The sequence below is a fragment of the Steroidobacter flavus genome (assembly GCF_042651805.1).
Taxonomy (GTDB): Bacteria; Pseudomonadota; Gammaproteobacteria; order Steroidobacterales; family Steroidobacteraceae; genus Steroidobacter; species Steroidobacter flavus.
The window spans coordinates 55,484-69,382 of sequence record NZ_JBHSDU010000002.1 but is presented as its reverse complement, the minus strand read 5'-3'; the positions used below and the strand labels follow the sequence as shown (position 1 = coordinate 69,382).

General features: G+C 62.1%; 11 protein-coding genes. 4 read left to right on the top strand and 7 right to left on the bottom strand.

Annotated elements, in window-relative coordinates; all coding sequences use genetic code 11:
* The first annotated feature begins 7 nt into the window (after positions 1–7).
* From purE to ACFPN2_RS04430, 3 genes are all read left to right on the top strand, one after another.
* The gene (gene purE / locus ACFPN2_RS04440; protein WP_380595424.1) at positions 8–514 is read left to right on the top strand and encodes a 5-(carboxyamino)imidazole ribonucleotide mutase; all 507 of its coding nucleotides are present in this window, start codon (positions 8–10) and stop codon (positions 512–514) included.
* Complete coding sequence (locus ACFPN2_RS04435) at positions 511–1,593, top strand: 5-(carboxyamino)imidazole ribonucleotide synthase (RefSeq protein WP_380595423.1); 1,083 nt, start codon at positions 511–513, stop codon at positions 1,591–1,593. Before purE ends, ACFPN2_RS04435 begins: the two co-directional genes overlap by 4 nt.
* A 116-nt stretch (positions 1,594–1,709) precedes the next feature.
* Entirely contained in the window at positions 1,710–3,110 is a 1,401-nt protein-coding gene (locus tag ACFPN2_RS04430) for an AAA family ATPase (protein WP_380595422.1), read from the top strand.
* On the opposite strand, the gene ACFPN2_RS04425 is transcribed toward ACFPN2_RS04430, so the two are convergent.
* From ACFPN2_RS04425 to ACFPN2_RS04395, 7 genes are read right to left on the bottom strand one after another with little or no spacing between them, the layout of a single operon-like run.
* Positions 3,107–3,334, bottom strand: a complete 228-nt coding sequence (locus tag ACFPN2_RS04425) for a hypothetical protein (protein WP_380595421.1) — start codon at positions 3,332–3,334, stop codon at positions 3,107–3,109. The genes ACFPN2_RS04430 and ACFPN2_RS04425 overlap by 4 nt on opposite strands.
* A gap of 44 nt (positions 3,335–3,378) precedes the next feature.
* Positions 3,379–4,884 (bottom strand): metalloprotease TldD, encoded by a 1,506-nt coding sequence (tldD, locus tag ACFPN2_RS04420; RefSeq protein ID WP_380595420.1) that lies wholly within the window; start codon positions 4,882–4,884, stop codon positions 3,379–3,381.
* A gap of 29 nt (positions 4,885–4,913) precedes the next feature.
* Entirely contained in the window at positions 4,914–5,771 is an 858-nt protein-coding gene (locus ACFPN2_RS04415) for a carbon-nitrogen hydrolase family protein (RefSeq protein ID WP_380595419.1), read from the bottom strand.
* Positions 5,764–9,762 (bottom strand): YhdP family protein, encoded by a 3,999-nt coding sequence (locus ACFPN2_RS04410; RefSeq protein WP_380595418.1) that lies wholly within the window; start codon positions 9,760–9,762, stop codon positions 5,764–5,766. Before ACFPN2_RS04410 ends, ACFPN2_RS04415 begins: the two co-directional genes overlap by 8 nt.
* A gap of 23 nt (positions 9,763–9,785) precedes the next feature.
* Entirely contained in the window at positions 9,786–11,270 is a 1,485-nt protein-coding gene (gene rng / locus ACFPN2_RS04405; protein ID WP_380595417.1) for a ribonuclease G, read from the bottom strand.
* Positions 11,267–11,881, bottom strand: coding sequence for a Maf family protein (locus ACFPN2_RS04400; RefSeq protein WP_380595415.1), 615 nt, complete (start codon positions 11,879–11,881; stop codon positions 11,267–11,269). Before ACFPN2_RS04400 ends, rng begins: the two co-directional genes overlap by 4 nt.
* Positions 11,882–11,932: 51 nt before the next feature.
* Entirely contained in the window at positions 11,933–12,877 is a 945-nt protein-coding gene (locus ACFPN2_RS04395; protein WP_380595413.1) for an O-acetyl-ADP-ribose deacetylase, read from the bottom strand.
* Between the two features lie 180 nt (positions 12,878–13,057).
* Between ACFPN2_RS04395 and ACFPN2_RS04390 the strand changes: the two genes are divergently transcribed.
* Entirely contained in the window at positions 13,058–13,897 is an 840-nt protein-coding gene (locus tag ACFPN2_RS04390; RefSeq protein WP_380595411.1) for a serine/threonine protein kinase, read from the top strand.
* The last annotated feature ends 2 nt before the right edge of the window (positions 13,898–13,899 follow it).

The following is a 13,899-nucleotide window of genomic DNA, read 5'->3' as shown; positions in this document are numbered from 1 at the left end:
CCCCCTTATGAAACCGCTAGTTGGCATCATCATGGGCTCCAAGTCCGATTGGGAGACTTTGCAGCCCGCCGCGAACACCCTGGAGCGCCTGGGGATCGCCTTCGAGACGCGCGTGGTCTCGGCCCATCGCACACCGGACTTGCTGTTCGAGTATGCGGAGACGGCACGGGAGCGCGGCCTGGAAGTCATCATCGCCGGCGCCGGTGGCGCCGCCCATTTGCCGGGCATGACCGCTGCGAAGACCAGCCTGCCCGTGCTCGGCGTGCCGGTGCAGTCGAAGATGCTCTCGGGCATCGACTCGTTGTTGTCCATCGTGCAGATGCCCGCCGGCATTCCGGTCGGCACGCTGGCGATCGGTCAGGCCGGCGCCACCAATGCGGCGTTGTTTGCCGCCTCGATCCTCGCGAACAAATACGAGCCGGTGCGCACCGCGCTCGACAAGTTCCGGGCTGACCAGACCGCAACTGTGCTGGCCAATCCCGACCCGTCCATCACTGCCCTTTCCCGCCCATGAAAATCGGCATCATCGGTGCGGGCCAGCTGGGACGCATGCTGGCCCTGGCAGGCTATCCGCTCGGCCTGCGCTTCGTGTTCCTGGATCAGAGCAGCGACGCGCCCGGCGGTCAGGTCGGCAAGATCATTCCTGGTGCATTCGACGATCCGGACAAGCTCGCGGAGCTGGCCGACGAAGTCGACGTTGTAACATTCGACGTCGAGAATGTGCCGGTTGCCGCAGTCGAGCCCATTGCAAGCTCGAAACCTTTCCTGCCGCCGGTGAAAGCTCTCGGTGCTTCGCAGGATCGCTTGCACGAGAAAACATTGTTCCGCCAGCTGAAGATTCCGACGCCGGAATTCATGGCGGTCGACTCGATCGAAGATCTGCGCGCGGCCGTTGAAAACATCGGCCTGCCCGGCGTGCTCAAGACGCGACGTCTCGGTTACGACGGGCGCGGTCAGTTCTATTTGAAAAAGCCCGCGGACATCGAAGCCGCGTGGCAGGCGCTCGGCACCGTGCCGTTGATCTACGAAGGCTTCGTCGATTTCTCGCGCGAGGTTTCCATCATCGGCGTGCGTAGCACGCGTGGCGAAACATTGTTTTATCCATTGTCGGCGAACACCCATTCGCAAGGCATTCTGCGCTACTCAATCGCGCCGTATCGAAGCGCCTCACTGCAGAAGCAGGCGGAAACATATATGCGCCGCCTGTTGAAACATCTGGACTACGCCGGGGTACTCACCATCGAGTTCTTCGTCCGCGGCGGCAAGCTGATCGCCAACGAGATGGCGCCCCGCGTGCACAACTCCGGACACTGGACCATCGAAGGCGCACAGACCAGTCAGTTCGAGAATCACGTGCGTGCCATTCTCGGCTTGCCGCTGGGAAGCACTCGCCCGAACGGGCACTCGGCGATGATGAACTTCATCGGTAGCATTCCGGAGCTCGGGAACATTCTCCGGGTATCGGGCGTACACTTCCACAGCTACGGGAAAGAACCGCGGCCCAACCGCAAGCTAGGACATTGCACCATCAACGCCCCATCGCCGGCCGCCAGGGATCGGGCATTGCAGCAGTTGCTCCGGCTGAAGATGTAACTCGAGCGGGACCCCTGGTCAGCGCCAGATTCTGGTGAATTGACGGTGGGATTTTTGTGTCCGGCTACGGTTCTCCGTAAACTTACCTCGCCTCGACCGGGAACAGATCCAACCGCATGTATCTCGAACTGTTCAAACTGCACGAACTGCCGTTCCGGCTCACGCCGGATCCGCAGTTCCTGTACCTGTCCAAGCACCATGCACGCGCCAAGGCGTACATGGAGTCCACCATCTGGTTCACCGACGGTTTCGTGGTCATTACCGGCGAGATCGGCTCGGGCAAGACCACACTGATCGAGACCTTCCTCAAGGAGCTCGAAAAAGACGTGGTGGTGGCGCAGATCAATCAGACCCAGGTCACCGCCATCGAATTCCTGCAGAGCGTGCTGGTGCAGTTCGGCTTTTCGCCGTTCAAGATGAAAAAGGCCGAGCTGCTCGCCACCCTGAACGAGTTTCTGGTCGAGCAATATGCCAACGGCCGACGCGTGCTGCTGATCGTCGATGAAGCCCAGAATCTGTCAAACAAGGTGCTGGAAGAGATCCGCATGCTATCGGGCGTGGAGACCACCAAGGAAAAGGTCCTGCGCATCATCCTCGCCGGTCAGCCGGAGCTGAACGACAAGCTCAACGCGCCGGGACTGGTGCAGCTGGCTCAGCGCATTCGCCTGCGCTTCCATCTGACCGCGTTGTCCAAGGCCGATATGGCCGCATACATCCAGCACCGTCTGGAAGTGGCCGGCTCGCAGGGGCGGCAGATTTTCGATCCGGAAACATTCTCGTTGATCTACCGCTACACCGGCGGCGTGCCGCGTCTGGTGAACACACTCGCGGACACCGCGATGATGGCCGCGTTCGCGCAGGATCGCCCTTCTGTGACGGTCGACGATGTGAAAGCCGCCGTCGAAGAATTGCAGTGGGTCGAATACGCCGAGCGTTCTGTGAAATTGCAGGCACTGCATGGCATGCCGGGCAGCATGAACGGCGGAATGCACGGTGGCATGAACGGTGGAGAAGAAACATCGACCGGTGCGCGTCGTATCGTGCTCGGTCGCATCCTGGTCGGCTTCAACGGTCAGACCATCGCCGAGCGCGAGCTGACGCCGGGCCGGTTCATCATCGGCCGCACGCCCGATAACGATCTGCAGATCGACAGCAAATTCATCAGCCGTCATCACGCGCAGATCATCACTTCGATTCATACCTCGGTGCTCGAGGATCTGAACAGCACCAACGGTATCTACGTGCGCTCCAAGCGCGTCCGCCGCCGCATGCTGAACGACGGCGATGTCGTGCAGATCGGTCAGCACGAGATCATGTATTTCGATGAGCGGACCAATCGCAGCCGGACGGCGTTCCATGAACTGGACGACGACGCGCAGCCGATGCATGACGGCCCGGATCGCGGTCACGCTGCCACGCTCGCGCAGGACGACGGCTCCTCATTGCAGGAACGGGCCGAGCGCGAGGAAGAAGAAGAGGAAGAGCAGCGGGCGAATGAGTTCGGCGGCGGTCGCTAGATCTTGTCGTCGAGCGAGCGGCTGTTGTATTCGGCCTGTTTGGTCCGATAGTCCTTCCGGCGCAGCCAGAGCACCAGTCCGCCCATCAGGCTCAGTGCACCCACGGTGAGAAACACACTGGGCCAGGTCTTGGCTTCGACCACCCAGGCCGCGGCCAGCAAGGCGATCCCCACCAGCATGTACAGGTAGGGCAGCAGCTCGTAGACGGGACGAGAAATCCACATAGGACGGCAATCGTAGCAGCGCGACCGCCGTCCGGGGAAACTGACTACGCGGCCGTGCCGCCGACGGTCAGGCCGTCGACCCGCAGGGTGGGCTGGCCGACACCCACCGGGATGTCCTGCCCTTCCTTGCCGCAGGTACCGACGCCCTCGTCCAGCTTCAGGTCGTTACCGACCATGGACACCCGGCGCATGACTTCGGGGCCGTTGCCGATCAGCGTAGCGCCGCGCACCGGCGCACCCAATTTGCCGTTCTCGATCAGATAAGCCTCGCTGGCCGAGAACACGAACTTGCCGGAAGTGATATCCACCTGGCCGCCGCCGAAGTTGCGGCAATACAGGCCCTTCTGCACCGAGCCGATGATTTCCTGCGGATCGTGCTTGCCCGCCAGCATGTATGTATTCGTCATACGCGGCATGGTCATGTGGGCGAACGACTCGCGACGACCGTTACCCGTCGGGGCGACACCCATCAGTCGCGCGTTCAGCTTGTCCTGCATGTAGCCGCGCAGGATGCCGTTCTCGATGAGCGTCGTGCACTGAGTTGGCACGCCTTCGTCATCGATATTCAACGAACCACGGCGCGAGCCGAGCGTACCGTCGTCAACGATGGTGCAAAGCTCGGACGCGACCTGCTCGCCGATCTTGCCGGAGAACGCCGACGTTCCTTTGCGATTGAAGTCACCTTCCAGACCGTGACCCACCGCCTCGTGCAACAACACGCCGGGCCAACCCGGGCCGAGCACCACAGTCATCGTGCCCGCCGGCGCCGGGACCGCGTCGAGATTCACCATCGCGCCGCGCACCGCCTCGTGCACCAGTTCTTTCCAACGATCTTTTTCCAGGAACTTGGCGAAGCCATAACGACCGCCCGTGCCCGAATAACCCTGTTCGCGGCGACCGTCCTTCTCGACGATCACAGAAACATTCATGCGCACCAGCGGGCGCACGTCGGCGGCCACCGTGCCGTCGCTCGCCATCACCAGCACGACTTCATGCGCGCCGGACAAGCTCGCCATCACCTGAGTCACATGCGGGTCTAGACGCCGCGCTTCGCGATCGACACGCTCGAGTAATTGCACTTTGTCGGTGTCGCTCAAGCCTTCGAGCGGATCGAACGGCAGATACAACTGATGACCGGCGGTCGAGCGCCAGGCCTGCATGGATTTGTTTGCTCCGCTGCGCGCGATGGCACGCGCGGCCATCGATGCTTCGGTCAGCGCCGGCAACACAATCTCATCGGAATAAGCGAAACCGGTCTTCTCACCCGCGAGCGCACGCACGCCGACGCCCTGCTCGATGCTGTGCGAGCCATCTTTGACGATGCCGTCTTCCAGCGACCACGACTCTTCGCGGCTCAGCTGAAAATACAAATCGGCGTAGTCGACGCTGTAGCCCATGACGCTGCCGAGCACACTGGCGATGCGGTCGTCATCGAGCCCCGACGGCGCGAGGATGGCCTGACGCGCCACATCCAGCGGCTGCGACGCGTTGAACGCCTTGGGCAGCTCCAGATGCAGACGGTCATGAACGGCGGTAACTGTGGTGCTCATGCGCGTGGGTATTCCTCGTGATCGCGAGATCAAAGCGTGGGCGCGATTGTAAATCGCCGGTGCGACAGCGCCGGGAATCGTTCGCGAAGTTCTTGTTGGACAGTGCGGTCGATTTCCGCCACTGCAAGGCCGGGACCGGCGTCGGTCACGCGAGAAAGGACCTGGCCCCAGGGATCCACGATGAGCGAGTCTCCCCAGGTCTCCCGCCCATTGGGGTGGATGCCACTTTGCGCTGGGGCCAGGACATAGCACAGATTCTCGACCGCCCGCGCACGCATCAACAATTCCCAATGTGCCTTACCGGTGGGTGCGGTAAACGCTGAAGGCAGGCTAAGGATTTCCGCCCCCTGCTGTTGAAGTACCCGGAATAGCTCGGGAAAGCGCACGTCGTAGCACACCGCCATGCCGATTCGACCCAGCGGCGTGGGCACGACACAGGGCTCGCGGCCAGGCGCGACCGTGGCAGATTCCCGATAGCGCTCGTCGCGCTGAGGCGCGTCGCGATTCGGAATGCCTACATCGAATAGATGAATCTTGTCGTAGCGACCGACGCAGCGACCGTGATCGTCGAACAGCAGCGACGCTGACGCGACGCGCTGGGGCTCATTCTCGACGCGCAGAGGAATCGTGCCGCCGATGATCCACAACCCCAGCTCACGGGCGCAATGACCTAGAAACGCTTGAATGGGCCCCTCGCCCGGCGTTTCGGCCACCTCGACCTTATCGGTCTCTTTGCGGCCCATGATGGCAAAGTTTTCAGGCAGTGCTGCGAGGGTCACCTCTTGGGCTCGGGCACGCTCCAACAAACCGCGCGCCATCGCGAGATTGGCTTCGACCTCGGGCGCCGAGGTCATTTGCAGGACAGCTGCCCGAACTGTGTTAGTCACCCGTTACTTCCGCTTTGGCGTCCGCTGCATCCACCCGTTCCACCACTGGGGCATCCCAGGGCCCGGTGATGCGATAGTAGCCGCGCGTGATGCCCTTGAGCGGCTCCTTGAAGACTTGCGAGAACAGCAGCACCGCAGCGCCGACGACCGGGCCACCGGCAAGCGCGCCTGCGACCGGCAATGACGCCCCCAGATTCCCTGTGACAACGGCCGTTTGGTCGTAATCACGCGTACCAAGACCAGTACGACCTGCGATACCGATCTCGGCAGCGGGACCTCTCAGCAATAAGTTGTTGGTGTAAGCATTGCCGTCGCGTAATTCGAAATCGCCGCGCACGGTATCGAACGCCAGACCTTTCTCAGTGAGATCGCTGAAGTCCAACGCCAATCGACGCGGCAGCGCGCCGACGCTGAACAGGCCAAGCACGCGCCCCGCGCCCGGCTGCAAATTCACAATTTGCCCGGTCTCCGCTTCGATACGGATCGCGCCCGAGGCGTGCTCGAGAATGTTGCTGTCGTAGCCGCCATTCCACGCGAGGTCCGCTGTGATCGCGCCCCGCTTGGCTTCGAGGAACGGCGTGTAATTCAACGCCTTCAACGTCGCGGCGACATCTTTGCTTTCGATGGACGCATCCAGCGTGGAACGCGGACCATCCACTGTCTTCAACCATTCGCCCTGCGCCTCGGCTCGCACGGATTCGGCGAGGACGGTCGCACTGTCGAAGCGAATGCCTTGCGGGACTCGCGTTGCTTTCAAGTCGACCGCGCCAACGGTGCGCGTGCCGAGCAGCAAGCTGCCCACGTAGATCTGCATGTTCGGCAGATTGCGCGGATCCAGATCTTCATCGTCATCTTTGTTGGCTGCGCCGCCCTGCTCTTCGTTCTGCACTTTGTTGATGACCAGTCGTTCCATCGTCGCGCGCAGCGGCTGTGTGCCCGTGAACGATTCCGGAATCAACACCTGGCCCGTCGCACTGTCGCCGCTCACGTCGACGCGCCACCCACTCTGAGTCGATTGCAACAGGCCGCGCAGATCGGCGAAGCGATAACCGAACATTTGAAAGTCGGCGACCCGCACGTTCGCGGCCTGGAGATAGTCGGACAGCTTCGGACCATCATCGTTGCGTGCGGCGGCGGTACCCGGAGCCGGGTCAGGACCGCGCAGTGCCAGCCAGTCATCGAGAACGAACCGTTGCACATTGCCTTCGATCCGAAAGCCGCGATGACCGGGTAATGCGGGCGCGATCGCATCGGCTCGCACGCCACCGCGATCCAGCGTCCAGCCATCGTCGGATGAACGCAGGCGAATCAACGCTCGCACATCGCCATAAGAGGTGCGTGACACCAGCTGTTCATCGTCTATGTCCAAGGCCACTTGCAACGGCCGCGAATCGGCCATGCCTTTGCCGATCGGTTCCGGCAAAGCAATCCCCAGCCCGCGCAGATCGGAATCGATTTTGATGTTCCGACGCTGAGCCGCCTCGCTGTCGCCGCTCGCGATCGGCATGCTCACGTGGTAGTCGCTGGCGCCACTCAGTTTCACCGTGGCCGGCAACGAGAACAGCGAATGCAGCTCGGTGGCTTCCGCGTGACCCAGCGCATTCAGCTGCGAGGCGTTGGCATTCTGCTGCTCGATCTTCACGCTGAGCGGGCCGCCCAGGAAACGACCCTTCAGGTCCGCCTGCGCGATCAATGAGTTCTTCACCGTCAGCTCGCCGGTCAACGACTGCACCGGTGCCGAGACCTTTTGCATCGTCACGGTCGCATCGGCGAAACGCGCGGTGACATCGATCTTGCGATTGTCGAGATTCTTCAGTGGCAATTCCAACCGTACATCGGCGGTCATCGAACCACGTCCACCCAAGCGCGCGAATGTTTCTCCGAGCCGCGGACCGATCGGGCTGCCTTTCACGAACGCCAGACCTGCATCGAGATCGCTGGCGGCGGCCGCCTTGATCGACAGCTCGTTCTGTCTGAAATCCGGAATGTCGGCCGTGGCCTGAGTCATGCGCAGATCGCCGATCATCGCGGACGTCGCATGCACGCGCATACCTTGATTGCGGAACTCGACTTCCGCCATCAGATCGCGCGCCGGCTGCCAGCCTTCCTGATAATCGAACAACGCATTCTGGACCTGGGCTCGAGCCAGGAACGTTCCTTCGTTCTTACGGAACGGAAACTGGCGCATCGGTCCCTTGTAGGTGAACTCGGCGGTGGCGATGCGGCCGTCGATCAGCGCGTGATCGAACCACTCCAGCGTCTTCGGGCCGAGCTTGTCGGCCGGCAGATATTTGTGGGTCGAGCCGACCTTCAGATCTTCGCCCTGCGCGAACAGATCCATGATGGGCGACGTGCCGTCGCTGGGCAGGGTCAAATGCATGCGCGCCACCGCGCGACCATCATCACCCTGCACCCGGAACTGATCAGTGCTGACGACCAGACCCGCATCGCTTCGCTGCCACGACACCACGCCTTCGGCAGAGGATGCGACCAGCACGTCACGAAACGTTCGCGGCAAGCTGAACTCGATCACCTTGCTCGCGAGTTTCAGCTGACCCGCATGATCGTTGATGTCCAGACTGCCGGTGACGCCAGTGACTCCCGGAGTCTGTAACACCGGCTCGAATCCAATGTTGTCGAGCTTGGTTTCTAACGAATACGTGACGGGCACATCCGGCGCCGTGCGCGCGAATGAGAACTTCACATCCGTCAGCGCGCCTCGGGTCTGCATTGCGCGAACCCGCGCGAGTGTTTCGCTTTCGGGCGCGTAGACCAGCCAGGGCCAGATGTTTGCCAGCACGATGCGATCCGCTTCGCCGCTGACCTTGAGCATGCCTTGATCGTTACGAGACCAGCGCGCCGCGATCTTCTTTGCCTGCCACGACGAGTCGCTGCGAATTGCATCCACATCCGACAGCGTGACGCTCCACTGATTGTCCGCCTTCTGCGCATTCAGCGCGAAGGCCAGTCGCGAGTAGCTCAGGATTTGAGGCGCGGGCGCGGATTCCTCTGCAACGACCGCCGGCTCGGGCTCGATGGGATATTTCGGCGTGGGTTTCGGTGGCGGCGGCGGATCGCTATCGGAAACATAAGGGACGAGCGGCGCGGCCTTCGGCAACGGAATCGTCCACACCGGCAACTCCGTGGTGAGCTGGCCCACATCGACGGCTGCCGACAGTTGCAACAGCTCCGCGCCTCTCAACGTGCCGCTCACCCGTAAGGCGCCGTGACCGCTCTCGGGCGCCGGCCACGCGTCGGGCAACAGATCGGCCCAGCCGGCCAGGTCCAGCTTTTGTCCCTCGACGTTGAAGGTCGATAGCAGCTTGCTGGAATTTTCGAGCGTGCCTTCCGCCGTGGCGCTAAACTTCAATTCCTCGCCCAACGTCCTCGGCAAGGACGCCATGCCTTTCAAGTCCATCGAGTCGGTGCTGCGCTTGAGCTCGAAACTCACCCCCGACAGCGACCAGGGGCCGCGTCCGGTGATCGCATCTCGAAACGACACCACGGCGTCATGCACGACGAAACGACCGGTCGGCAATTGTTCCAACGAGATCGGCTTGATCTCACGTTCGGGCAGCGCGCTTTGGCCGAGCAACTGGATCTTGCCTTCGGTGGTACGGATCAGAGCGATCTCCGGCGCCTCGAGCGAGAAGCGACCGCCGGTCAGACGACCGTTGACGAGGGACGTCCAGAGATCGAAGCCGACGCTGCCCCGACGCGCGACAAACAAAGTCCGTGTGCGATCCGGAGTGCGCACCGCCGCGTCATTGAATACCAGCTCCGGACCATAGAGCCGCAGTCGTGCGCTCAAGGATCGGAACTCGACGATCAAGCCGCTGCGCTCGCCGATCCAGTCCTGCAGCTGTACTCGATATTCCGGCACGCGGCCGACGATGAAACCGAAGGTCGCAAACAACAGGCCCACGAGCATGGCGAGCACGATCAACGTGCCGAGCAGCCATTTGAGAATTTTACGTGGGCGGGAAGACATTACTGTCGGGCATCACACTGCGATCACATCAACACCACATCGTACTGATCCTGTTGATAGAGCGCTTCGGTCTGAAGGCGGATGGGCTTGCCGGTGTGCACTTCCAGCTCGGCCAGCGCCGCCGACTCCTCATCCAGCAGCCGCTCGATCACATCCTGATGCGCCAGCACCATCAGTTCCTGGAACTGGAACTGACGCGACTGTCGCAGAATCTCGCGGAAGATCTCGTAACAAACTGTTTCGGTGGTCTTGACGAAGCCGCGACCCTCGCAGGTTGGACACGCCGAACACAACATATGTTCAAGGCTCTCGCGGGTACGCTTGCGGGTCATCTCCACCAGGCCCAGCGGCGACACCGACGAGATGTGATTCTTCGCATGATCGGCGGCCAGCGATTTCTCCAGCGCCTGCAGCACCTGCTTGCGGTGCTCCTCTTCTTCCATGTCGATGAAGTCGATGATGATGATGCCGCCCAGATTACGTAAGCGCAGCTGACGCGCGATCGCCACGGCCGCTTCCAGATTGGTCCGGAAAATCGTCTCCTCGAGCGAGCGCTGACCGACATACGCGCCGGTGTTCACATCGATGGTGGTCATCGATTCGGTCTGGTCGAAAATCAGATGTCCGCCGGATTTCAGCGGCACCTTGCGCTCCAGCGATTTCTGGATTTCGTCCTCGACGCCGTACAGATCGAAGATCGGGCGCTCGCCGCGATACAGCTCGATGCGCTCGGTCATCTCCGGCATGAAGGTGCGCGCGAATTCGATCATGCGCTGATGCGTCTCGGGTTGATCGACACCGACGTGCTCGATGCCGCTCGATACCACGTCACGCATGACGCGCACCGGCAACGGCAGATCCTCATGCACCAGGCTGCCCGGTTTGGCGGCCGCCGCTTTCTCGCTGAGCACGCTCCACAGTTTCTGCAGGAACATCATGTCGGCGCGCAACGCGTCTGGAGTCGCGCCCTCAGCAGCAGTACGCACGATATAACCGCCGGGTTCATCGGGGCGCACGAACAGGCTCGCGGCCTCGCGTAAGCGCTGCCGCTCAGCTTCATCTTCGATGCGTGCCGAAATTCCGATGCCGCGGCCCTTGGGCATATAAACCAGATACCGTGACGGAATCGTGATGAACGTCGTCAGACGGGCGCCCTTGGTGCCGAGCGGATCCTTCAGCACCTGGACCAATATTTCGCCCCCTTCGCTGACCAGAGTCTGAATATCCGGCGTCCGACCCTCGTCCACCGGCAGATCGGGACTGCCGTTTTCACCCACGGCCGGGTGCACGATGTCGGACGCGTGCAAAAACGCGGTGCGCTCCAGACCGATATCGACGAACGCGGCCTGCATGCCCGGCAGCACGCGCGACACACGTCCCTTGTAAATATTGCTGATGAGACCGCGCTTGTTGGCCCGCTCCAGAAAGATTTCCTGCAGGACGCCGTTCTCGACCAGGGCGGCGCGGGCCTCGCGGGGGCTGATGTTGATCAGGATCTCGGCCGTCATCCCTGAACCTCGCTCGCGATCTGATGCGCGCTCAGCAATTCGGCGGTCTCGAACAATGGCAGGCCCATGATGCCGGAGTAACTCCCGGCGATATGCCGGATGAACACGGCGCCGCGCCCCTGAACGGCATAGCCGCCCGCCTTGTCGGCCGGTTCCCCCGTGCGCCAGTAGGCCCTTATCTCCGCGGGTGTCAGATCGCGAAAAGTGACATCGCTGATGCTCAGGCGCACGTCGCTGCCGCTGGCGCTGCGGACCGCAACGGCCGTGTGGACCTGATGAGTACGCCCGGACAGCAATTGGAGCATCCGGACACAGTCGTTTTCGTCAGCCGGCTTGCCGAGGATGCTTCGATCAACGACGACGGTGGTGTCCGAGCCGAGCACCGGTAGACGCTGATCTTGGGGAAGGCTGTCCCAGAGGGTGTCGGCCTTCAGAGCGGCGAGCCGTGTGACATATTTTTCCGGCGCCTCGGCGCCGGCCACAGATTCGTCGACGGCCACCGGCGCGACGCGGTGCGCGACCCCGATCTGGCTCAGCAACGCGCTCCGGCGCGGGGACGCCGAGGCCAAATAGATCAACGGCTTGGCGGTTGAAATTGGGGGTGATGACATGCGCCGAAGGATACAGGATGAGTTACCTCCTGTACGCTCGGGCGGTGCTCGTTAGAACTGCTGGTTGGCCAGGAACACATCCAGGTCGGCGGCCGAGAAGAACACCAGCGACACCTGCTCGATGGCATCGGCCCGCGCCAGCGCCTCGCTGATCGCGGTCGACGCGATCGCCGCCGCTTCGTCCTTCGGATAGCCATAAGCGCCGGTGGAAATCGCCGGAAACGCCACCGAGCCCAAGGAATGATTCGCCGCCAGCGCCAGGGATTTCTTGTAGCAGGACGCGAGCAGCGTATCGGGCTGCTGATCCCGGCCCCAGACCGGGCCGACGGTATGAATCACGTAACGCGCCGGCAGATTGCCCGCTGTCGTCAGCACCGCCTCGCCGGCCGGCAAGCCGCGCGGATAACAGGTCTCCCGCAGCTCCTGACAGGCCCGCAGGATTTCCCCACCGCCGCGCCGATGAATGGCGCCATCGACGCCGCCCCCGCCCAGCAACGTGGAATTGGCCGCGTTCACCACCGCATCGACCGGCAGCCCGGTGATGTCGCCGGTGCGCACCTCGACCCGACCGTTCAAGAATTTGTGACTCATGCTGGCTTCCGGGCGGTCCTCCCCGCGCACCCAGCGCAGGGCGGCGGCCGGCTCCTCGAACATGCGCATCCTTATGTCCGCTCCGACCGCCTCGCTGATCAATATCAGGACGTGGGCGGCGGCCGCCAGGTTCCCGGGCTTGAAAATTGCGGCCCAGCGCACTTCGCAGGGGACCGCGATGTGCATCAGGTAGTCGCGAAAGCGCTGGATTTCGCTGTAATCCCAGTTGCCGTAGGCCTCGCGATAGTCGGCGACGGCATGCATGCCCGGGACATATTCCGGATCGGCTCGTGCCTGATTCAGCAACTCCATCAACGAATCCGCGCTCAACTCGCCCCAGACTTTGAGTCTTATCAGGTTCGCGCCGGTGTCGATCGAGTAGCTGGACTCCATGACTATCGCCATAACCTTCGATCCCATCCTGGCCAATGCCGTGGCCTGTTCCTATCATAACCTCGTCACGTACATTTGCGACTGTGCCGTGGCAATGGATGCGCTGAGGGAATCAACTTAGGATGTTCTATACATCGATGCGACCGATGTCGAGTCAACCGTTCGCGAGTGCGAATGTGAGCAGGGTCACGGATGCGCCCAGAGGATAAAAAATCTCCCGGCAGTCGGCAGCGCACGGCGTTTCCGGTCATCCCCGGCTACCGCTTTCTGCAGACCATCGCGCGCTCGCCGAAGTCCGAGGTGCACGTGGCGCTGTCGGTGGAGTTGGGTCACAACGTGGCGGTGAAGGTGCTGCGCACCGGTCCGTTGTCGACCCTGGAAGCCGGCGAGGAAGAGCGCTTCGAGCGCGAGCGCGAGCTGCTGATGCGCATCAAACATCCGGCCATCGTGGATGTTTACGACTGGGGGCATGGCGAGGACTTTCGTTACATCGTCACCGAATACTTCCCTGGCGGTAGCCTCGAGTTACGGATCCGTAACTTGATGACAGCGAAAGACAGCGTGGATATCTTTCTGCAGATCGCCGCCGCTTTGCAGGCGCTGCACGCCGCCAAGCTCTGTCATCGCGACCTCAAGCCGGCCAATGTGATGATGCGGCCCGACGGGCGCATCGTGCTCATCGACTTCGGGCTGGCCAAACATCTGGACACATCGCACACCAACGCGGGCGAAGTGCGCGGCTCGCCCTACTACATCAGCCCGGAACAGGCTGAAGGCGCCGAGGTCGATCAACGCAGCGACATCTACAGCCTGGGCATCATGCTTTACGAAATGCTTACCGGGCAGCGGCCGTTCAAAGGGACCTCGGTGATCGGGATCATACAATCACACCGCAACGATCCGATTCCCGTGCTGCCGGAGCCGCTAAGCCGCTTTCAACGATTGATCGATGGGATGCTGGCGAAGGAGCCGTCTGAGAGATTTCCCACCGTTGCGTCCGCGGTTGCGGAGATGGCCCGGCTCAAGGTTTGAGG